This is a genomic window from Pseudomonas sp. D2002, assembly GCF_013385735.1.
Classification (GTDB): domain Bacteria; phylum Pseudomonadota; class Gammaproteobacteria; order Pseudomonadales; family Pseudomonadaceae; genus Aquipseudomonas.
Map to the genome: position 1 here is coordinate 136,586 of NZ_JACAPL010000014.1, position 20,617 is coordinate 157,202.

17 protein-coding genes and 2 pseudogenes are annotated in these 20,617 nt (G+C 62.1%); 6 read left to right on the plus strand and 13 right to left on the minus strand.

What is annotated here, in order from left to right:
* Positions 1-68 precede the first annotated feature (68 nt).
* Together HX783_RS24835 and HX783_RS24840 are read left to right on the plus strand one after the other, a co-directional pair.
* Positions 69-512, plus strand: coding sequence for an Lrp/AsnC family transcriptional regulator (locus tag HX783_RS24835; RefSeq protein WP_159956482.1), 444 nt, complete (start codon positions 69-71; stop codon positions 510-512).
* Between the two features lie 98 nt (positions 513-610).
* Positions 611-1,459 (plus strand): NmrA family NAD(P)-binding protein, encoded by an 849-nt coding sequence (locus HX783_RS24840; RefSeq protein ID WP_177018608.1) that lies wholly within the window; start codon positions 611-613, stop codon positions 1,457-1,459.
* 187 nt (positions 1,460-1,646) lie between these two features.
* Here HX783_RS24840 and xylB read toward each other — a convergent pair whose 3' ends face one another.
* From xylB to HX783_RS24865, 5 genes are read right to left on the minus strand one after another with little or no spacing between them, the layout of a single operon-like run.
* The gene (xylB, locus tag HX783_RS24845; RefSeq protein ID WP_177018609.1) at positions 1,647-3,116 is read right to left on the minus strand and encodes a xylulokinase; all 1,470 of its coding nucleotides are present in this window, start codon (positions 3,114-3,116) and stop codon (positions 1,647-1,649) included.
* 16 nt (positions 3,117-3,132) lie between these two features.
* Positions 3,133-4,125: a LacI family DNA-binding transcriptional regulator gene (locus HX783_RS24850; RefSeq protein ID WP_177018610.1), complete on the minus strand. Its 993-nt coding sequence runs from the start codon at positions 4,123-4,125 to the stop codon at positions 3,133-3,135.
* A 21-nt stretch (positions 4,126-4,146) separates the two neighbouring features.
* Positions 4,147-5,079 (minus strand): ABC transporter substrate-binding protein, encoded by a 933-nt coding sequence (locus HX783_RS24855; RefSeq protein ID WP_159956472.1) that lies wholly within the window; start codon positions 5,077-5,079, stop codon positions 4,147-4,149.
* 34 nt (positions 5,080-5,113) lie between these two features.
* Positions 5,114-6,106: a ribose ABC transporter permease gene (locus tag HX783_RS24860; protein ID WP_177018611.1), complete on the minus strand. Its 993-nt coding sequence runs from the start codon at positions 6,104-6,106 to the stop codon at positions 5,114-5,116.
* Complete coding sequence (locus HX783_RS24865; protein WP_177018612.1) at positions 6,099-7,631, minus strand: sugar ABC transporter ATP-binding protein; 1,533 nt, start codon at positions 7,629-7,631, stop codon at positions 6,099-6,101. The genes HX783_RS24860 and HX783_RS24865 overlap by 8 nt, the downstream gene beginning before the upstream one ends.
* A gap of 409 nt (positions 7,632-8,040) precedes the next feature.
* Here HX783_RS24865 and HX783_RS24870 point away from each other — a divergent pair, with 409 nt between their 5' ends.
* From HX783_RS24870 to HX783_RS24880, 3 genes are read left to right on the plus strand one after another with little or no spacing between them, the layout of a single operon-like run.
* Positions 8,041-9,390, plus strand: coding sequence for a HAMP domain-containing sensor histidine kinase (locus HX783_RS24870; protein WP_177018613.1), 1,350 nt, complete (start codon positions 8,041-8,043; stop codon positions 9,388-9,390).
* Positions 9,375-9,758, plus strand: coding sequence for a response regulator (locus tag HX783_RS24875; protein ID WP_159956456.1), 384 nt, complete (start codon positions 9,375-9,377; stop codon positions 9,756-9,758). The genes HX783_RS24870 and HX783_RS24875 overlap by 16 nt, the downstream gene beginning before the upstream one ends.
* 9 nt (positions 9,759-9,767) lie before the next feature.
* Complete coding sequence (locus HX783_RS24880; RefSeq protein WP_177018614.1) at positions 9,768-11,021, plus strand: EAL domain-containing response regulator; 1,254 nt, start codon at positions 9,768-9,770, stop codon at positions 11,019-11,021.
* Positions 11,022-11,685: 664 nt separating this feature from the next.
* Here the strand turns inward: HX783_RS24880 and HX783_RS24885 are convergent.
* Positions 11,686-12,684: a succinylglutamate desuccinylase/aspartoacylase family protein gene (locus HX783_RS24885; RefSeq protein WP_177018615.1), complete on the minus strand. Its 999-nt coding sequence runs from the start codon at positions 12,682-12,684 to the stop codon at positions 11,686-11,688.
* A gap of 90 nt (positions 12,685-12,774) precedes the next feature.
* Here HX783_RS24885 and HX783_RS24890 point away from each other — a divergent pair.
* Positions 12,775-13,314: pseudogene (locus HX783_RS24890) on the plus strand (TetR/AcrR family transcriptional regulator); the annotation flags it as partial.
* Here the strand turns inward: HX783_RS24890 and HX783_RS30055 are convergent.
* From HX783_RS30055 to HX783_RS24920, 7 genes and pseudogenes are all read right to left on the minus strand, one after another.
* Positions 13,270-14,268 (minus strand): DMT family transporter, encoded by a 999-nt coding sequence (locus tag HX783_RS30055; protein ID WP_256347289.1) that lies wholly within the window; start codon positions 14,266-14,268, stop codon positions 13,270-13,272. The pseudogene HX783_RS24890 and the gene HX783_RS30055 overlap by 45 nt on opposite strands.
* Entirely contained in the window at positions 14,265-14,963 is a 699-nt protein-coding gene (locus tag HX783_RS24895; RefSeq protein ID WP_159956445.1) for an ABC transporter permease, read from the minus strand. The genes HX783_RS30055 and HX783_RS24895 overlap by 4 nt, the downstream gene beginning before the upstream one ends.
* Before the next feature lie 6 nt (positions 14,964-14,969).
* Positions 14,970-15,674 (minus strand): ABC transporter permease, encoded by a 705-nt coding sequence (locus tag HX783_RS24900; RefSeq protein WP_159956443.1) that lies wholly within the window; start codon positions 15,672-15,674, stop codon positions 14,970-14,972.
* A gap of 1 nt (position 15,675) precedes the next feature.
* Positions 15,676-16,530 carry a transporter substrate-binding domain-containing protein gene (locus HX783_RS24905; protein ID WP_177018617.1) on the minus strand — a complete coding sequence of 285 codons (855 nt, stop codon included), beginning with the start codon at positions 16,528-16,530 and terminating at the stop codon, positions 15,676-15,678.
* A 24-nt stretch (positions 16,531-16,554) separates the two neighbouring features.
* Positions 16,555-18,549, minus strand: coding sequence for an aminotransferase class I/II-fold pyridoxal phosphate-dependent enzyme (locus tag HX783_RS30150; protein ID WP_177018618.1), 1,995 nt, complete (start codon positions 18,547-18,549; stop codon positions 16,555-16,557).
* Between the two features lie 243 nt (positions 18,550-18,792).
* Positions 18,793-19,545: pseudogene (locus tag HX783_RS24915) on the minus strand (CDP-diacylglycerol diphosphatase).
* 61 nt (positions 19,546-19,606) lie between these two features.
* Positions 19,607-20,590 (minus strand): aldo/keto reductase, encoded by a 984-nt coding sequence (locus HX783_RS24920; protein WP_177018619.1) that lies wholly within the window; start codon positions 20,588-20,590, stop codon positions 19,607-19,609.
* Positions 20,591-20,617 lie beyond the last annotated feature (27 nt).

Consider the following 20,617-nt stretch of genomic DNA (forward strand, 5'->3'; position numbering starts at 1 on the left):
AGGTCAGCGGCTCCAGCGACTAAAATAGGCAAAAACCCTCATTCACCTTTTCTTATTAGGCGGGCAGCATGATTGACACTATCGACCAGCAACTGATCGCGGCCTTGATGGACGATTCGCGCCTGTCGCTCAAGGCCCTGGCGGGCATTACCGGGCTCTCGTCGCCCAGCGTCGGCGAACGCCTGCGCCGCCTGGAAGAACGCGGCGTGCTGACCCACTACACCGTCGACATCGACCCCAAACACTTCGGCTACCTGCTGCAAGCCATCGTGCGCATCCGCCCGTTGCCGGGCAAGTTGCAGGAGGTGGAGCGCCTGATCCAGGCGATTCCCGAGTTCACCGAATGCGACAAGGTCACCGGCGAAGACTGCTTTATCGCGCGCCTGCATGTGCGCACCATGGACCACCTCGACGCCCTGCTCGACCGGATCACGGCCTGCGCCGAAACCAACACCGCCATCGTCAAGAAAACCCCGGTCAAACGGCGTTTGCCGCCGCTGGCTGATTCATGATTTTGCGTCACTAACGCAGTGACGTAATCGCTATTCTGTCATCGCTGGCCGGTCTTTATGCTGGGTTCCACTCATTGGAACCCACAGGTGTAAAGCGCATGTACGTTATTACTGGCATCACAGGCAAAGTCGGCGGCGCCTTGGCGCGCAATCTCCTTAACGCAGGTCTTCCCGTTCGCGCGGTGATTCGCGACGCCGGCAAGGCGGCTTATTGGGCGGACCAGGGCTGCGAAATCGCGTTTGCCGCGATGGAGGATGCCCAGGCGCTGACGGAGGCATTCAAGGGCGCAACCGGCGTCTTCATCCTGCCGCCGCCGGGCTTCGACCCACTGCCTGGTTTTCCGGAAGCGCGCAACGTAATTGCAGCCGTCAGCCAGGCCCTGAAGGCCGCCGCGCCGGAAAAAGTCTTGTGCCTGTCGACCATCGGCGCGCAAGCCACAGAACTGAATCTGCTGACTCAGCGCACATTGATGGAACAGGCGTTGAGCGCTCTGGATATCCCCGTGACCTTCCTGCGCCCCGGCTGGTTTATGGAAAACGCTGCGTACGATGTCACCACCGCGCGTGACACCGGTGTGATCCATAGCTTCCTGCAACCGCTCGACAAGCGCGTGCCAATGGTTGCCACCGCCGACATCGGCACACTCGCCGCGCAGTTGCTGCAACAAGACTGGGCCGGCCACCGCGTGGTCGAGTTGGAAAGCCAGTGGGTCAGCCCGAACGACATCGCCCAAACCCTGACACACCTGCTCGGCCGCGAGGTACATGCCGAAGTGGTTGAGCGCGATACCTGGGAAGCATTGCTGCGCGGCCAGGGCGCACAAAACCCATTGCCGCGCATGCGCATGGTCGATGGATTCAACGAAGGCTGGATCTGTTTCGAGCATGAACAGGTGCTGAAGGGAACCACCTCGCTGGAAAGCGTGCTGCGCACCCTTGCCGGGTAACTCGCTTAATCCCCTCAGTTATGCGAACGCAGAGCTCAAAGCAACGAAGATTAAATGTGGGAGCGGGCTTGCTCGCGAATGCGGTGAATCAGTCAACTCATATGTAGCTGACCCACCGCTTTCGCGAGCAAGCCCGCTCCCACAGGGGTGCTGCGTTTAACTGAACATTTAACAACCAGCCGGCGGCTCAGTCGTGCAAGGCCTTCGCCGCCGCCAGCAACCCCCGGAACTTGCGATAGCGCGCCTCAAGCACCGGCTGTTGCTTCACATCAGGCCAATACCGCGCCTTGACCGGCATGCCCGCCTGCAACAAGTCCGTGCCCTGCCCGATCGACAATAACCCCAGTTTCGCCGCGCCAATGCAGGCGCTTAATTCGCTGCCCTGCAAGGTAAAAATCTGCCGTTGCAGGATATTCGCCAACAACTGCGCCCAGTATTCGCTGCGCGCGCCGCCGCCTACCAGCGCGCAGGCACCGACGCTGGCGCCGGCTGACTGCACGGCGTGCAAGGCGTCGAGCAAGCCAAACCCCACACCTTCCATCACCGCATAACCAAGCATCGCCGGGGTGCAATCGTGGCCCAGGTTCATGAAGCCGCCGCGCAGCAAGGGGTCGTTATGCGGCGTACGCTCACCCGCGAGGTAGGGCAAAAACAGTGGCGTGTCCAACGGCACGGGCTGCGCAATCGGCAACTGCGCCTGCACTTGATCCAGCAGGGTTTGTTCGTCCTGGCTGCCGGTCAGCCGCGTGACCCAACGCAGGCAACTGGCGCCGGCCAGCATGGCGCCCATGGTGTACCAGCGATTGGGCAGCGCGTGGCAGAAGCTGTGCACCGCGCTGGCCGGGTTGCCGGCGGCGTGATCGGTGATGGCGACGATGGCCGCGCTGGTGCCCAGGGTGATGAAACCATCCCCGGCATTGATTGCGCCGATGCCGACGGCCGCCACCGGGTTATCGCCGCCGCCCCCGGCAATCACCACCTCGGCAGACAAGCCCAGCCGGGCTGCAATACTCGGCGTCAAACACGCACTCGCCGCACCGCCTTCGACCAACCGAGGCATTTGTGCAGGCGCAAGGCCGGTGGCGCGCACCATCGGCGCAAACCATTCGCGGTGCGCCACGTCGAGCCACAAGGTGCCGGCAGCATCGGACATCTCGCTGATGCGCTCGCCACTCAGGCGCAAGCGCAGGTAATCCTTGGGCGACAGCACGCAGTCAATCGCCTTGAACACCTCGGGTTCATGCGCTTGCAGCCACAGCAGCTTCGGCGCAGTGAGCCCGGCCATGGGCAAGCTGCCGGTGACCTCGGCAAAGCCAGGCCCAAGCTGCTCCGCTTCGGCGACAGCGCGCGAGTCGTCCCACAGGATCGCCGGGTACAACACGCGGTCGTCAGCACCGAGCAGCACCGCGCCGTGCATCTGCCCGGACAACCCGATACACGCCACCCGACTGAACGCCGCATGGGCGCGCAACTGCTCCAGCGCCTGCAAACATGCCTGCCACCAGTCTTCCGGCGCCTGTTCGGACCAGCCGCCATGGCGCCGCGACACACTCAGGCGCACACCCGCATGCGCGAGCACGGCGCCGTCGACGTCCATGAGGATCGCCTTGAGTTCGGAGGTGCCCAGATCAATACCGAGGGAAACAGGACTGCTCATACGGGGGTCATTCCAATCAAATACAGCCACATGAATTACGGTATTGCAGGCGCGGCGCCAGGCGCACGCTTTGCACCGGCGCGTTGGGCGAGGCCATGCGTTGCAGCAGCATCTGTACCGCGCGGGCGCCAAGTTCCTTGACGGGCTGGGCAATCAAGGTCAGGCGCGGCACGAAAAAATCTGCCCAGTCAAAATCATCAAAACCCACCAGGGCGATCTGCCCCGGTACCTCAATCTGCGCATCACGCAGGGCGTGCATGGCGCCCAAAGTCATCAGGTTATTGCCCGCCATGATCGCGGTCGGCGGCTGCGGCAATGCCAGTAACTGCGCCGTCGCTTGCCGGGCAGGCTCACTGTTGGAACCGCCGTTGACCAACAGTCGCGGATCAAACACCAGCCCCGCTGCCTGTAACGCGGCGCGGTAACCGGCCGCGCGCTCATCGGTCGTCCCCAGCCCCGCACGCCCGGCGATAAAGCCGATACGGCGGTGCCCGTGTTCAATCAGATGGGCGACCAGAGCCTCGGTGGACTGGGTATTCTCCACCCCGATCTGGTCGAATTGCTCACTCATCATGCGGTCCACCAGCACCGTCGGCATCTCATTGGCCTGCAGGTATTCCAGGGCTTTTGAACCGGTGGACGGGGCCAGCAAAATTCCGTCGACGCGGCGATGATGCAGCGCGGTGACCACCCGCAGCTCCTGCTCCGGGTCGTCGTGGGGGTCGACAAACAGCATCATGTAGCCGTGTTTGGCGCACTCGGTTTCTATCGCGTGCACGGTTTCGCTGAAGTAGTGGTTGGACAGCGCCGAGATCGCCACGCCAATCGTGCTGGTGCTCGAACGGGCCAGCGAGCGCGCCAGGGTGTTGGGGATGTAACCCAACTCCTGAATCGCGCGCTGTACCGCCTGCAGCGTGGCCGCGCTGACCTTGCGTGTGCCGTTCAACACGTGGGACACGGTCGACGTCGACACACCCGCCCTGCTTGCCACGTCATCCATGGTGACCACGACGCTTTCCCCTTCAATGAATCAATGTTTGCTCGACCACCCGCTGTACGTCCCGACGTTGTCACGGGTGATCAGTTTTGGCGTGAGCAGGGTAACCGCCTCGGCCGGGGCTTTGTCGTTGAGAATGTCATTGCCGACATTCACCGCTGTTTGCGCCATGGCCCACGGGTCCTGGCTGGCCGAGGCCTGGATTTGCGTGTCGGTCTTCAGCGCATTTTCGATGTCCGGCGCGCCGTCCACGGACGTGATGAGGATGCCGCTGCGTTTCAGTTGCTTGGCCGCCAAGTCACTGCCAATCGCTTGCGGGTCGTTGATCGCAAACAGGCCGTCGATTTTCGGGAAGCGCGTGAGATAGCCCTGCATCACGTTCAAGCCGCCTTCGCGCGAGCCTTTGCCGTCCTGGTCATCGGACAGCACCTTGATGTCCGGCGCGCCGGCCAATGCGGCTTTGCAGCCTTTGACGCGGTCGGTCACGGCGGTGACTTGCGGGCCATTCTGAATAATCACATTGCCTTTGCCCGCGAGCTTGTCCACCAGGAACTGGCAGGCCAGCTTGCCGGCTTCGACGTTGTCGGTTTGCACGGTGGCGTTCACGCCCTTGGCGTCCACATCCACCGCTACCACGACGATGCCGGCGTCGCGGGCTTTCTTGATCGCCGAGGCCATGGCGGACGGGTCCACGGCATTGAGCAGGATCAGGTCGACCTTGGACGAGATGAAGTTATCGATCTGCGAAAACTGCTTGCTCAGGTCATAGTCAGCCGACACCGACGTCACCTTGACGTTGGGGTTCAGTTCCTTGGCCCGCGCCGTGGCGCCGTCGGCCAGGGTCACGAAATACGGGTTGCCGAGCGAGCCCATGCTGATGCCGAGGGCCTTGAGTTCTCGGGCTTCGACGACGTTGGACATCACGGCAGCCAAGGCAATGACGGGAAACAGGCGTTTGAAGTTCATGCGGGTCTCTCTTGTGATTGTTATGGGAGTGAAATCAGGTGCGTGCGCCGGATTGGCGATAACGATCCAGCGCCACCGCGCCGATGATCACAATGCCTTTGATGATGTACTGCCAGATATCCGAAACCCCCAGCAGCACCAGGCCGTTGGTGAGTACCGCGATAATCAGCGCGCCGATCAGCGTGCCGCCGATGGTGCCGACGCCGCCGGTAAAACTGGTGCCGCCGAGGATCACGGCGGCAATCGCATCCAGCTCATAGGATTGCCCGAGTTGCAGGCCATTGGCGGCGAACAGGCGCGAGGCGCTCATCACCGCACCCAACCCGGCCAAGGCACCGGACATGGCGTAGACGAACAGCAGCACCTTCCACACCTTGATGCCCGACAGCCGCGCGGCTTCAGGGTTGCCGCCCACCGAGTAGATCTGCACGCCCATCACCGTGCGGCGCAGGATGAACCACGACAGCCCCACCACGGCCACCGCGATGATCACCAGCCACGGCACGCCCAGCACTGAGTCGTTGCCGATAAACGCAAACGGCAGGTCGGGGTTGAACACGGTTTTATCATCCGCCAGCAACCGCGCCAGGCCACGCATGGCGGTCAGCGCGCCGAGGGTGACGATAAACGGCGGCAGGCGCATGAAGGCAATCAAGCCACCGTTGACCAAGCCCAGCAACAGGCCAAAACCAACGCCGGCGGCAATCCCGAACATGCCGAACTGCGGCGACATCGACGCCTGCAACGCGACCACGGCGGACGCGGCCAGAATCGCACCCACCGACAAGTCGATGCCCGCCGTGAGAATCACAAAGGTCATGCCCGCCGCCAGCACCACATTCACCGAAGCCTGCTGGGTGATGATCGACAGGTTCTGCACGGTGAGGAAGTTTTCGCTGGCCAGGGCAAAGCCCACCAGCAGCAATACCAGCACCGGCAGCATGCCGACGGTGCGCATCAGTTCACGAATGCGCTCCGCTTTGCCGACGGGTGCGAGGGTCAGTGCGTTGTTGTTTGAATCAGCCATGGGCAGCCACCTGATCGCCACCGGTGGCGAGGTCAATAATGCGTTCCTGGGAAATGGCGTGGGCCGAAGCCCCGCCGACTTCGGCCACCAATTGGCCTTCGCGCATGATCAGCACGCGGTCGCAGGTGCCGATGATTTCCGGCAGCTCGCTGGAAATCACCACGATGCCAACCCCCGCCAGCGCCAGTTGATTGATGATGCGGTAGATCTCGGACTTGGAGCCGATGTCCACGCCCCGCGTCGGTTCGTCGAGGATCAGCACGTGCGGCTTGACCTCCAGCAACCGCGCCAACAGGACTTTTTGTTGATTGCCGCCGCTCAACGCGCCGACATTGACCTTGCCCGACGCCACCCGAATCGACAGCGACTTGATCGCGTCATTTGAACGCTGCGCAGCATGGCCGCGATCCAGCACGCCACCGGCATGCGCGTCCGGCACACAGGCGCAGACGTTGATGTTGTCGGCCACGCTCATGTCCAGGAACAGGCCCTGGGCCTTGCGGTCTTCGGTGAGGTACACCACGCCCGCACGAATCGCGTCCGCCGGGTTGCGCAGCTGAGTGACGGTTTTGCCGACCACTTCCAGCGTGCCGGAGGTGCGTGGGTCGGCGGCGAAGATCAGCCGCGCCAGTTCGGTGCGCCCTGCCCCAACCAGCCCGGCGATGCCCAGCACTTCACCGGCGTGCAGGTCGAAACTGCACTGGCGCACGCGCTTGCCATCGGCCATATCACGCACGCGCATCACCACGTTGCCAGGGTTATAGGCGGCGTGCTCCTTCTTGTAGAAGCCGGACAAATCGCGGCCAACCATCATTTTCACCAACACTTCGGCCGACAACGCATCGCGGGTCAGCTCGCCGATGTACTGGCCGTCGCGCAGCACCGAGACCCGGTCCGACAACTCGTAGATTTCGGCCATGCGGTGGCTGATGTAGATGATCGCCAGGCCCTGGCTGCGCAGCTGCTTGATCAGGGCAAACAGGCGGTCGGTCTCCCGCGATGAGAGTGGCGTGGTTGGTTCGTCCATCACCAGAATCCTGGCATGGGCATGCAGGGCGCGGGCGATTTCCACCAACTGGCGCTCGGCAATCGACAGGCTGCTCACCGGCGTGGCCGGTTTGAACTCGGCGCCCAGGCGTTGCAGCACTTCGACGCAGCCTTCTTGCATGCCCTTGCGGTCGATGGTCCAGCCGCGCCGCAGTTCGCGGCCCAGGTAGATGTTCTCGGCCACGCTCAGGTTCGGGCACAGGCTCAGTTCCTGATAGATCACGGCGATGCCGAGGGTTTTGGCGGTGGCGGGGTCGAAGGTGGCGACGGGCTGGCCGTCGATGCGGATTTCACCGCCGGGGTCGGCCTGGTAAGCGCCGGAGAGGATTTTCATCAGGGTCGATTTGCCGGCGCCGTTCTCCCCCATCAGTGCGTGAATTTCACCGGGGTAGACCTTCAGGCCGACATTCTTGAGCACGCGCAAACCGTTGAAGGTTTTGCTGATGCCCTGCATCTCAAGCAAGGGTTCAAGGCTCATGGATGAGCTCCTGGCATTATTATTTTTGTAGTCGAGTGCTGCCGACTCTAGTCCAGTTACATTTCCTTACGCAAGCGCTTGCGTGTGCCGTTTATCGTTTGATTAAACGTTTCATCAACTGCTAAAGCGCGAAAACCGCATCGTGTGGGGTGTCGATCAACACTGAGCACAGCGGCCTGGAGGCTGAAGTCAATCAACTGTGGGAGCTGGCTTGCCTGCGATGGCATCAACGGGCTGTACCTGATACACCGAAGTGCCTGCATCGCCGGCAATCCAGCTCCCACCTATCTCTGCTATTGTTCAAAGACCTCATCTCCTCCTCATCGCCCTTGCGCGATCTTCTGTGAGCATGCTCTGCGCCATCGGCTTTCGATGATGGCGGGCCTGAAGTTCCCGGAACGCCACCGCGATGGATAAAAGCCCCACCGACCGACCACTCGAACCGCAATCGCGGGCCGAAAAAATCGTCGAATTCAAACGTCAGAAAACCCTGCTCAAGACCGGCGCCCTGCAAGACGCGATCTTCAACAGCGCGTATTTTTCCAGCATCGCCACCGACGAAAAAGGCGTGATCCAAATCTTCAATGTCGGCGCCGAACGCATGCTCGGTTACGCCGCCGACGACGTGCTGAACCGCATTACCCCCGCCGACATTTCCGACCCCGCCGAGCTGATTACCCGCGCCGCCGCCCTCAGCCTGGAGCTGGACACGCCGATCAACCCAGGCTTCGAAGCCCTGGTGTTCAAGGCCTCGCGCGGCATCGAAGACATTTACGAGCTGACCTATATCCGCAAGGACGGCAGTCGCCTGTCAGCGATGGTCTCGGTCACGGCCTTGCGCAACCGCCACGACACAATCATCGGTTACCTGCTGATCGGCACCGACAACACTGCGCGCAAACAGGAAGAAGCCGAGCGCAAAGGCTTCGAACGCGCACTGGAAGAAAAAAACCTGGAACTGGAACACGCCAACCACATGAAATCCGAGTTCCTCGCCACCATGTCCCACGAACTGCGCACACCGCTGAACGCGGTGATTGGCTTTTCCGAGGCCTTGAAGGATGGCTTGGTCGGCGACATGAGCGAGGTGCAGCGCGAATACATCGGCGACATCTTCACCAGCGGCCAGCACCTGCTGTCACTGATCAACGACATTCTTGACCTCTCCAAAGTCGAGGCCGGGATGATGGACCTGGAGTTGGAGCCCGTGGAACTGGCGGGCTTGCTCGCCAACAGTTTATTGATCGTGCGCGAAAAAGCCGCGCTGCAACGCATCCAGTTGAAGCTGGAATGCGAGGCCGATTTCGGCACCCTGGAACTGGACCTGCGCAAGACCAAGCAGATCGTCTACAACCTGCTGGCCAATGCGGTGAAGTTCAGCGAACACGGCAGCAGCGTGACCCTGGCAGTGCGCGAAGTGAGCCGCGCGCAGGTCGGGCAGATCCCCAGCGATTGGCCGGCCCACGGCTTCGCCCTGCAACCCGGCACCCACGCGCAGTTCCTGGAATTGAGTGTCAGCGACACCGGCATTGGCATCGCCGAGGAGGACATGACCAAGCTGTTCAAGGCCTTCAGCCAGATCGACAGCAGCCTGGCGCGTAAATTCGAAGGCACAGGCCTGGGCCTGGCGATGGTCAAGCAACTGACCGACCTGCATGGCGGCAGCGTCGCCGTGGCCAGCCGCGCAGGCCTGGGCACGCGTTTTGTAGTGTGGCTGCCCCTGCACCGTGCGCCGGAGGCTGTATGGCCGAAATCCTGATCGTCGAAGACAACGAGGCAAACATGCGCCTGGCGCGCTTGTTGCTGCTCAATGCCGGTCACACCGTGTTATGGGCGGCGGATGCGGAAACCGGCCTGACCCTGGCGCGGGAAAAACAACCGGCACTGATCCTGATGGACATTCAGCTACCGGGCATGGACGGCCTCGCCGCCACGTCGCTGCTCAAGCAAGACCCAAATACCGCGCACATTCCGGTGATCGCCCTGACCGCCATGGCCATGAAGGAAGACCGCGAGAAGACCCGGCTGGCCGGTTGCGACGCCTACATCATCAAGCCGCTGCGTTACAAAGAGCTGTACCAGGTCATCGACACCTTGCTGCAACCACACACCAACCCTCTTCTATGAGTCCTCTCCATGGCCAGCCAACCCGCAACGCTGTTGATCGTTGATGACGAACCCCAGGTTCGCAAGCTATTGGAAACCCTGCTGCAACACCAGGGCTACCAGACCCTGAGTGCGAGCAGCGGTGAAGAAGCGCTGCAGCTCGTGGCGCAACAGCCACCTGACCTGATCCTGCTGGACATCATGATGCCAGGCATGGACGGCTATGAAGTCGCCAGCCAACTGAAGGGCGACGAAACCACCGCGAGCATCCCGATCATCATGCTCTCGGCCCTCAGTGAGCCGAGCGCGCGGGTCAGCGGGCTGGAAACCGGCGCCGAGGAGTTCATCAGCAAACCGGTGGAGCGTGCCGAGTTGTGGTTGCGCGTGCGCAACCTGCTGCGTCTCAAGGCGCGTGGCGATCAGTTGAAAACCCACAACCTGGTGCTGGAGCAGCAACTGCGACGGCAAACGGGCGCGCCGGCCGGCATGAGCGTGCATGACCTGGCGCGTCAGGACCTGGAAAATGCCCTGCGCCAAGCAGTGGAACTCAATGAATTCACGGTGCATTACCAACCCAAGGTCGAACTTGCCGGCGGGCAGATATGCGCCCTTGAAGCCCTGCTGCGCTGGGAGCGCCCCGGCTACGGCGCGGTGTCGCCGGCGGTGTTCGTACCGGTGCTGGAAAGCCTGGGGCTGATTGTGCCGGTCGGGCGCTGGGTGATCGACACCGTTTGCCAGCAGATTGCCGAGTGGCAACGCGGCTTGATTGGCGCCGTCGAGGTGTCCGTCAACGTCTCCGGGCATCAATTGATCGAAGGCGACCTGATTGCCGACATCGAACGCATCCTGATAGAAACCGGCGTCGCACCGCATTGGCTGGAGGTCGAGCTGACGGAAGGCTCGCTGATGGAAAACACCCAGCACACCATTGCCAGCCTGCAACGCTTGCGCAACCTGGGCGTGAAGATCTCCATCGATGACTTCGGCACCGGCTATTCAAGCCTGGCGTATTTGCGCCGGTTTCCCATCGATACGCTGAAGATCGACATCGCGTTTATCCGCGAAGTCACCACCAACCCGCAAGACGCGGCAATCACCCGCACCATCATTGAACTGGCCCATAGCCTGAGCCTGCAAGTGGTTGCCGAAGGCGTGGAAACCCAGGCGCAGCTGGCGTTTTTGAAGGACGCCGGCTGCGATCAGATTCAGGGGTATTTGTTCAGCCGGCCGCTGCCGGCAGCCACCCTTGAGCGCCTGTTACTGGAACGCCTGCCCAGGCTGTGAAACAGCCTCGCGCAAACAGTCGATCAGCCCGTGGTGGGTAGCACTCAGGCGCTCGGCGCCGCTGATCAGAGCGAGTTCCGACGGCGGCACTGGCGGTAGCTGGGTGCAGATTCGGTGGCTGGTCTGCGATAGCGGTGGGTCAGCTGACTCATGTATGGCCTGATACACCGCCTTCGCGGGCAAGCCCGCTCCCACAGTTGATTGGGTTGCAGCCTGAAAAAATGCGGTTGAGTGTGGGAGCGGGCTGGCCTGCGATAGCGGTGGGTCAGCTGACTCATGTGTGGCCTGATACGCCGCCTTCGCGAGCAAGCCCGCTCCCACAGTTGATTGGGTTACAGCCTGAAAAAATGCGGTCGAAGGTGGGAGCTGGCTTGCCTGCGATAGCGGTGGGTCAGTTGACTCATGTATGGCCTGATACGCCGCCTTCGCGGGCAAGCCCGCTCCCACAGTTGATTGGGTTGCAGCTTGAAAAAATGCGGTTGAAGGTGGGAGCTGGCTTGCCTGCGATAGCGGTGGGTCAGTTGACACATGTATGGCCTGATACGCCGCTATCGCGGGCAAGCCCGCTCCCACAGTTGATTGGGTTACAGCCTGAAAAAATACGGTTGAAGGTGGGAGCTGGCTTGCCTGCTCCCACAGTTGGATGGGGGGTACATAGACAATGTTATGGGTCCAACACCCCGCCGCTGTAGCTGTCGGACAGGCGCGTGCCGGTAAATTTGGCCACCACCGAACCCTGGGCCACCAGGCGCTCGCGGTGGCCGGTGACCATGCGGCCGGTTTGTGCGGCGTGCAAAATCACTTCTGAGGTGGGGTCGCCAGGCCTTGCGATGATCCGGGCGAAGCGCTGGCCTTCCTCGACCTGATCGCCCAGGCCTTGTTCAAACACCAGTACACCGGCGCAGGGCGCGAGGATGGTTTCCATGCAGCCCATGTCCACCACGTCGCCCTGCCATTCGTTGATGGCCGCCACTTCATCAATCACGCCGTTGATGCATAGCCAGGCCCATAAACCATCGGCGTCCTGCTGCGCCAGCGCGTCGCTGACATCCGCCTGGCCGCGCAATTCGATCGTCGCCGCCAGCTGTGGTGCGCCGTGGTTGATGATGGTTTCTTCATAAGAACCGTCGCCGCCGTCATCCCAGACGATCACCACCTCCACCTGCAACGCCGCCGCCAGGGCCAGGCCTTGTTCCGGCCAGAAGCTGCGGTGGATATAGAGGTAAGGCAGGGCCTCGTCGTCGGTGTGCAGGTCGAGCACCAGGTCGGCGTCGGCCGCCAGTTGCACCAGGCTTTTTTGCCACTGCGCCAGGTTGCTTGCCGGGCGTTCCATCGCCAGGGAATGATCGAAGGCACGGTTGAAGTTCTGCCCGGTGGCTTCGTGGAAACGCCCCAACAACTTGCCCTGACGAAATTGGCCGATACCGAAGGGATTCGCCTGGGGCACCACGGTCACGGTGCCCTTGAGAAGGCCCTGATCCTGGCAAGCCTGCAAGCGCGGCAGCAACTGGTGCAGCACCAGCATCCCGGCGATTTCATCGGCGTGCACGCCCGCTTGCAGGTGAACCGTTGGCCCGCTGCCGTCGCCTTCGAAGCGCCAGGCGCCGATGTGCAGCCGGTTGCCGGCGTCGCCTGCTACCTGCCACGAAAGGTCTTTTGCCATGCCTTGCCCTCCTCTCATCATTTAATTGCTAGAGATTGAACACACGTTCAACTAACCTTGGCGCTCTGGTCTTTCATCAAAGGCATTCCCATGAGCATCGACCCTCCCAAACTGCGCCGTGCCGACCCCGATGAACGCCGGGACCTGCTGGTTGCCGCCACCCTCACCTGCCTTTCCCGCGACGGCCATGCGGGGATTTCCGTGCGCAAGATCGCGGCTGAAGCCGGTGTTTCCGTGGGCTTGCTCAACCACCACTTCGGCAGCATCGATGCACTGATCGCCGAGACCTACCACAAGCTCGCCAGTGAATTGACCCGCGCGCTATGGGCGCAAGTCGAGTTGGCCGAAGGCGCTGCCGCACGCCTGGATGCGTTTCTCAGCGCCTCGTTTTCGCCGCGCGTCATGGACCCCGACCTGCTCGGCGTGTGGGTGGTGTTCTGGAGCCTGATCCGCCATTCGCCCCACGTAAACCAGTCCCATGAAAACAGCTACCGCGCCTACCTGGCGCTGATCCAGCAACTGCTCGACGATCTCGCGCGCAGCGAAAACCTGGTGATCCACGACAGCCACCTGGCGGCCATCGGCCTATCGGCGATGCTTGACGGGCTCTGGCTCGAGGGGTGCCTCAACCCCGGCACCTTCAGCCCGGCCAACGGCTTGCACATCTGCCGCTGCTGGGTACAAGGGTTGCGTCACGGCGCATTCGGCGCCGACCACGTCTTGTGACTCGGGGTGGCGCGCGCTGAGCATCGCCAAGGTGCCGCTGACGGCGATCAGCACCGCGCCGATGATCAGCGACACATCCATCGAGGTGCCCCAGATCAGGCTCGACAACAGAAACGCCCAGATCAAACCGGTGTATTCGAACGGCGCAAGCAAGGTCGCGGTGGCCCGACGGAAACTGGCAAACAACAGGAATTGCCCGATACCGCCCACCAACCCGGCGGCCAACATGCCCAGCCACGCGGGCGTCGGCGCCGGGGTGTGAGTCCAGGGCAACGTCACGGCCATGCAGATCACAAACACAACATTGGTGATCAGCATCTGTTCCAGCACCGAGGTGGTCGGGTCGACCTGGCGCAACTGGATGTAGGTGAACGCCCAGCACAATGCGGCGGCCAGGGTCAGGGCGATGGGCAGCGGGTCGACCATATTGCTGGGGCGACAGGCGATCACCACGCCGACAAAGCCGATGATCAACGAAACCCATTGGCCCCGGCCGGCGCGCTCCTTGAGAATCAGCGCCGCCAGCAGCGTGACCATGATCGGCGCGGAGAAATACAGCGTGGTCATTTCCGCCAGGGTCAGGTCCTTGGCGGCGGTGTAATACAGCAACCACGCCAGCAACGACAGCAACCCGCGAATGATCAGCAGCTTGCGGCTGACCGAGGTCCAGGCCCGGCGCAGCAAGCCCATGCGCCCGGCGATCACACACGCGCCGACCACCACCAGGCTGCGCCAGAACAGAATGCTGAACACCGAATAATCGGCCACCAGCCACTTGATCACAGCGTCTTGCAACGCCAGGAACGCATAGGCCAGCGAGCACAGGGCAATCCCTTGCAACGCGCGGTTCTGGTTCATCCCACTGACCTGCGCAGCGGCGTGCCACGCCGTTCGGCGATGGCGTAGACGCCTTCGATCAGGAAGGTCAGGCACAGGTAGACACCGGCCACCAGCAGCAAGGGTTGATAGATCTGCAAGGTCTGCGCGCGTACCACGTTGGCCGCGCCCAGCAAGTCGACCACAGCGATTGTCGAGGCCAGCGCGGTGGATTTGAGCAGCATCACCGTCTCCCCCGCCAACGTCGGCAACAGCAGGCGCATCGCCCGGGGCAGGCGCACGCGCAGCAACGCCTGGCGCGCGGTCATGCCGAACGCGGACGCGGCTTCCATTTCGCCCTTGGGCACTGCCAGCAGGCCACCGCGAATCACTTCGCCCACATAGGCGCCCACCGACAGCACCAGGGCAAACACGATGTACCAGTAACCGTCGCGCAAAAACGGCCAGAGGAAGCTGCCGCGCAGCATCGGGAACTGGGCAAATAAACTGCCCAGCCCGTAGTAGAAAATGTAGATCTGGATCAGCAGCGGCGTGCCGCGCAGCACGCTGGTGTAGGCCAGCGCACTGCGCGCCAGCCATTTGCGCCGCGACAACCGCGCCAAGGCCACCAGCACCGCCAAGGCAAAGCCCAGCACCGCCGAAATCGCCAGCAGCGACAAGGTGGTTTGCAGCCCTTTGGCGATCAACCCTGCGTAATAGCTTATCCACTCAGGCATGGCGGCTCACTCGACAACCGGCATCCAGCGACGAATACGTCGCTCCAGGCGCCCGGACAGGTAGTTGGAAGCCAGCGTCACCAGGTAATACAAGGCAGCGGCCGTGAGGTAGAACAGCAGGTATTGGCGGGTGGAACCCGCCGCCTGCTTGGCGGTGTACAGCAGTTCATTGGTGCCGACCACGCTGATCAAGGCGCTGTCCTTGATCAGGTTGATCCACAGGTTGGACATGCCGGCCAAGGCGTAGGGCGCCATGATCGGCAAGGTCACGCGACGAAACAGACCAAACCCGCTCAAGCCAAATGCGCGCGCCGCTTCGATCTGGCCGTGGGGAATCGCCAGGATCGCCGCGCGGAAGATCTCCGACGCATAGGCGCCCTGCACCAGCCCCAACACCAGGATCGCCACCAGCGGGCCGCTGATGTTCACCTGCTCGAACCCCAGCCACAGCATCAGCACATTGAGGCCCATGGAGCCTGCGTAGTACAGCAGCAGGATCAGCAGCAGTTCCGGCACCGCGCGAAACACCGTGGTGTAGCCGCGCATCAGCAGTGCAATCGGGCGCGGCGCGCTGAGTTTGGCGCAGGCCACCACCAGGCCGATCAGCAAACCCACGGCGAACGAGCCCGCGGAAATTTGCAGGGTCATCCATAACCCTTTGAGCAGCGCGTTGCCCCATCCCTGGTCGCCGAAGCTGAGAAGGTCGAGCATGTTATTCGGTCTTCTGCGCGATTGGCGGGTACGGGCTGTCGCAGATTTTGCTCACATACGCCGGGGTGTCAGCGCGTTTGCACGGGCTCACCGACAGGCCGAAGTAGTGCTGGGACAAATCGTCAAAATCCTTGCTCACCAGCAGTTCGCCGATGGCCTTGTCGAGGCGCGCCTTGAGCGCGGTGTCTTCCTTGCGCAAACCGGCGCCGACACCACGGCCGATGATCGGGTCGTAGGGCACGCTGGCGATATGCGCCAGGCCGCTGGCTTCCGGGGTCTTGACCATCATGGCGATGGCGGTGTCGTCGGCCATCATGTAGTCGATACGCCCGGCAATCAGGTCGGCGTTGGCCGATTCCTGGGTGTCGTAGTACTTAAGGTCGGCGATGTTTTCGTAGTACTTCTTCAGGTAATTGGCGCTGACCGTGGAGATCTGCACGCCGATCAACTTGCCCTTGAGGCCTTCAGGCGTGATGTCCACCGTCGCGCCCTTGGGGCCTGCCACGCCCAGCAGCGAATCGTAGTAGGCACGGCTGAAAGCGATCTGTTTTTCGCGTTCATCGGTGACTGACATCGAGGAGAAGATCACGTCGATCTTCTTCGCCAGCAGCGACGGAATAATGCCGTCCCACGCCACTTCCTTGATCTGGCATTCAGCTTTCATGCCTTCACACAGCTTGTGAATCAGGTCCACTTCAAAGCCGGACCACTGGCCGTTGCCGCCCTTCACGGTAAACGGTGGATAGGGTTCCGCCGCCACTGCAAACACGATGGGTTTTTCTGCCGCCTGAGTAAAACCTGCGGCCAACATCAACACTGCACTGCCCAACCACGTTGCCATGCGTCTGGATTTCATGATTTGCCCCGTCTTTTTTTGGTGTTAGCGCGTTTGATGGGCGTTGACGAATTGTCGGCAACGCTCACTGCGTGGGTCGATAAACACCGAGTCCGGCGTGCCGGTTTCCTCGATCATGCCTTGGTGCAGAAAAGCCACTTTGGAGGACACATCCCGGGCGAAGGCCATTTCATGGGTGACCAGGATCATGGTGCGGCCTTCTTCGGCCAGCGAGCGGATAACGCGCAGCACCTCGCCGACCAGTTCCGGGTCGAGGGCTGAGGTGGGTTCGTCGAACAGCATGACTTTGGGGCGCATGGCCAAGGCGCGGGCAATTGCCACGCGTTGCTGCTGGCCTCCGGAGAGAAACGCCGGGTATTCGTTGCGCTTGGCGGCAAGACCCACGCGGTCGAGCAAGGCTTCGGCGCGCTCGATGGCCTCGGCGCGGCTTTCGCCCAGCACCTGGGTGGGCGCTTCGATGAGGTTTTCCAGCACGGTGCGGTGCGGCCACAGGTTGAAGTTCTGGAACACCATGCCCAGGGTCGAGCGGATGCGCACCAGTTGCTTGGCATCGGCCACCAGCGGCGCACCGGGGATGGCGTAGTTCAGTTTGATGCTTTCCCCATCGACATGAATGCTGCCCTGGTCGGGCACTTCGAGCATGTTGATGCAGCGCAGCAAAGTGCTTTTGCCCGAGCCGCTGGCGCCGATCAGCGAGATCACCTCGCCTTCGTGGGCGGTCAGCGAAATGCCCTTGAGCACCTCGATATTGCCGAAACGCTTATGCAGGTCGACGACTTCAATCATCTTCCTGGCCTCGACCGGCTGCAGCACCTCGACCTTTGCCGCCGCCACCACGCGCGGTTCACCGGCCAGCTTGGCGACGAACCGGCTGATGCGTTGACAGGCCTCGGCCAGGCGGTCTTCGCCCAGGGTGAAGGACAAGCGCACAAAACCTTGCGCCGGTTCACCAAACGCGGCGGCGTCGAGCACCGACACGCCGGCCTCGCGGAACAGTCGCCAAGCGAAGTCCAACGAACCCAAACCGGTGCCGCGCACATCCACCAGCACAAACATGCCCGCTTGCGGCGCCTGCACCTTGATCCCCGGGCAGGCGCTGAGACCAGCCACCACCAGGTCGCGGCGGCGGCGATAGATGTCGCGCATGCCCACGGTCACTTCGTCATGGGCCAGCACTGCCGCCGTAGCGGCTTCCATGACAAAACCGGGCAAGCCATAGAGCATGCTCAGCACCAGCGTTTCGGCGTGCGCGACCATCTGCGGCGCGGCAATGATCCAGCCGATGCGCCAGCCGGTCATGGCATGGGATTTGGACAAGCTGCCGATCACGATGCAGCGCTCGGCCATGCCCGGCAGCGCGGCGAGGCTGTAGTACTGGCCGTCGAACACCAGGCTTTCGTACACCTCATCGACCACCACCCACAGGTCATGGGCGATGGCCAGGTCGGCAATGGCTTGCAGCTCTTGCGGGTTGAGGACGACGCCGGTGGGGTTGTTCGGGTTGGAGAAGAAAATCGCCCGGGTCCGGGGCGTGATCGCGGCAGCGAGCAGTTGCGCGTCGAGGCGAAAGCCCGACTGCGGCGAACACGGCACGCGTACCAGCGTCGCGCCACTGGCCTTGAGCGTGGCTTCATAAGTGACGTACATCGGGTCGAGCACCAGCACTTCATCACCGGCTTGCAGCAGGCACAGGGAACTGATGAACAAGGCGTTCTGCGCACCTGGCACGATGATCACGTTGTCGGCACTCAACGGCCGCGACAGGGTGTTGCTGTAGCGCGCGGCAACGGCATAGCGCAATGTCGGGCGGCCGGGGATTTCGGTGTAGTGGGTGTCGCCGTCGCGCAGTGCACTGACGGCGGCATCGGTGATAAAGGACGGCGTGGCGAAATCCGGGTCACCGACGCTGAGGATGATGATGTCTTCGCCCTGGCTTGCGGCCTGGAACGCCGCGTGGTGGATGTCCCAGGCGGCTACGCCCTGCCCTGCAATTCGTTCAACGAAGGGGGAAAACCGCATGCCAGAGCCTCTCGTTCAAGAAGAAAAAGCGCGAACCGATGTGCGTGCACATGGGTGGATGCGGTCAACATAGTGCAAACTGAACAGTCGTTCAATGGGTAGGTTTGGGTGGTGTCGTTTATCGTCCAAATAGGTCGTGAATAACCGTTGGCTGTGTCAGCTCGATCCTACAGTGGTCAGCGCCGGCGAGCAGGAACAGGGAAGCCAACACAGTCAAGCGCATGGAGGTAAGTCGGAAAAAGGTTAGAGCGAGTTCATCAATTCACAGCGATAGTCTTGCAGCTCACCGGCCGAGCCAAGGTTCAGCTCAGTGACGGCCAGGTGCGTGGCCAGCAGCACCAGGCTGCCATCGGCGCGGGGCGTCATCAGCAAGCTGTAATGGCTCATGGCATCGCCTTGGGCATCCACGTATTCACGCAACACCGCCAATGGGTCGAGTACATCGGCGTCCGCCGCCGACAGCGTGCGGGCACTGTAGGTGTGGCCCAGCAGGCGAGTCGGCAAGACACGCCACTGTGCGTCGAGGTTGCTGGCTTGGTTGAGCACTGAGAAGACATCCGGGCGCAGGCAGGCAATATGCACATGCAGCTGGTTCTGAGCGCGGCCGAAACGCGAGTTGATCGCCACCGAGACGAACTGATCGGGAATCGGCTTTGCCAGGCCATCGGATAACACATTGCGATGGCGTCAGGCCTGGGCCACGTAATGCGGCAGCAACTGGCGGCCAAGGGCGGGGTCTTCAATGCCGGTGATTTTGTCGACCGGAATCAGCAGGTCATGCAACGGGCCATTGCGGTCTTTGAACAGCATGTAGCCACGGTCCAGGTCCACCGCCAGGCACGGGCTGGGGCTTTGCTGCTGTTGCTGATGGGGCACACATTGCTGGCTGACGATGTGCCATAGCGCATCGGGGTTACCGCGCCATTGCCAGGCGCCGATTAGCGCAATCACACAGAGCAAACCACCAGCGATCTTGAATACGGAACCGCGTTTCATGCAAAACCTCAACGTATGGGGATGTCAGTTCTTGTTGTCGCAGACATCCCTGTCGCTAGGGCTAACGTTTGGGTGGGGCCATAAATTCCGGCCCAATCGGATCTTTTATCGTGCTGGCCAGAATACGGTCGATATGGGTCAGGTCATCGGCACTCAACTTCCAGCCGAACGCCTCTTCATAACCGCGCAATTGCTCCGGCCGACGTGCGCCCCACAGCGCAATCGTCGGGCCTTGATCGAGCACCCAGCGCAGCGCCAACGCCAGCACCGACTTGCCGTGGCATTCGCGGGCATAGATATCCAGCGCCGCGACGGCGGCGAGGTATTGCTCAAAGCGCGGCGCTTTGAATTTCGGGTCGAGCCCGCGCACGTCATCACCGGCAAAGCGCGTGGCCGAATGCATGCTGCCGGTCAGCAAACCACGGCACAACGGGCCGTAGGCCAATACCACCAGGGAATGCTGCTTGGCATACGGCAGGATGTTGCTGTCGATGGCGCGCTCAAACAGGTTGTACGGCGGCTGCACCGTTGCCAACGCGGTGTGACGGCTGAAGTCGTCCATTTGCGCGCAGGAATAATTGCTCACGCCCACGGCGAGGATTTTGCCCTCGCGGCGCAGGCGCTCAAGCGTGTCGGCGGTTTCCTCCTGGGCCACCAACGGGTCGGGCCAGTGCACTTGGTACAGGTCGATGTAGTCGGTTTCCAGACGCTGTAATGAATCTTCGACCTCTTTGCGAATACGCTGGGCCGTGGCATTGCGCCGTGGGGTGCCGTCGTCCCATTGCAGGCCGGCTTTGGTCGCGATCACCGCGCTATGGCGCACGCCGCGCAGCGCCTTGCCGATCAACTCTTCGGACAGGCCAAAGCCATACACTGGCGCGGTGTCGATCAGGTTGATACCGCTTAACAACGCTTGGCGGAGGGTCCGGGTCGATTGCTCGTTATCCGCGCCACCCCACAGGTGCCCGCCCATGGACCAAGTGCCGAGGGCAATCCGCGAGATCGCCTTATCAATCCCGGCTATGCGGAGGGTCTCGATACTCATGAAAAATTCCTTGTGCGCGCAACAATA

Coding starts and splice junctions, on each gene's coding strand:
- HX783_RS24835 (WP_159956482.1), top strand. CDS start 69: ATGATTGACACTATCGACCAGCAACTGATCGCGGCCTTGATGGACGAT.
- HX783_RS24840 (WP_177018608.1), top strand. CDS start 611: ATGTACGTTATTACTGGCATCACAGGCAAAGTCGGCGGCGCCTTGGCG.
- xylB (WP_177018609.1), bottom strand. CDS start 3,116: ATGAGCAGTCCTGTTTCCCTCGGTATTGATCTGGGCACCTCCGAACTC.
- HX783_RS24855 (WP_159956472.1), bottom strand. CDS start 5,079: ATGAACTTCAAACGCCTGTTTCCCGTCATTGCCTTGGCTGCCGTGATG.
- HX783_RS24860 (WP_177018611.1), bottom strand. CDS start 6,106: ATGGCTGATTCAAACAACAACGCACTGACCCTCGCACCCGTCGGCAAA.
- HX783_RS24865 (WP_177018612.1), bottom strand. CDS start 7,631: ATGAGCCTTGAACCCTTGCTTGAGATGCAGGGCATCAGCAAAACCTTC.
- HX783_RS24870 (WP_177018613.1), top strand. CDS start 8,041: ATGGATAAAAGCCCCACCGACCGACCACTCGAACCGCAATCGCGGGCC.
- HX783_RS24875 (WP_159956456.1), top strand. CDS start 9,375: ATGGCCGAAATCCTGATCGTCGAAGACAACGAGGCAAACATGCGCCTG.
- HX783_RS24880 (WP_177018614.1), top strand. CDS start 9,768: ATGGCCAGCCAACCCGCAACGCTGTTGATCGTTGATGACGAACCCCAG.
- HX783_RS24885 (WP_177018615.1), bottom strand. CDS start 12,684: ATGGCAAAAGACCTTTCGTGGCAGGTAGCAGGCGACGCCGGCAACCGG.
- HX783_RS30055 (WP_256347289.1), bottom strand. CDS start 14,268: ATGAACCAGAACCGCGCGTTGCAAGGGATTGCCCTGTGCTCGCTGGCC.
- HX783_RS24895 (WP_159956445.1), bottom strand. CDS start 14,963: ATGCCTGAGTGGATAAGCTATTACGCAGGGTTGATCGCCAAAGGGCTG.
- HX783_RS24900 (WP_159956443.1), bottom strand. CDS start 15,674: ATGCTCGACCTTCTCAGCTTCGGCGACCAGGGATGGGGCAACGCGCTG.
- HX783_RS24905 (WP_177018617.1), bottom strand. CDS start 16,530: ATGAAATCCAGACGCATGGCAACGTGGTTGGGCAGTGCAGTGTTGATG.
- HX783_RS30150 (WP_177018618.1), bottom strand. CDS start 18,549: ATGCGGTTTTCCCCCTTCGTTGAACGAATTGCAGGGCAGGGCGTAGCC.
- HX783_RS24920 (WP_177018619.1), bottom strand. CDS start 20,590: ATGAGTATCGAGACCCTCCGCATAGCCGGGATTGATAAGGCGATCTCG.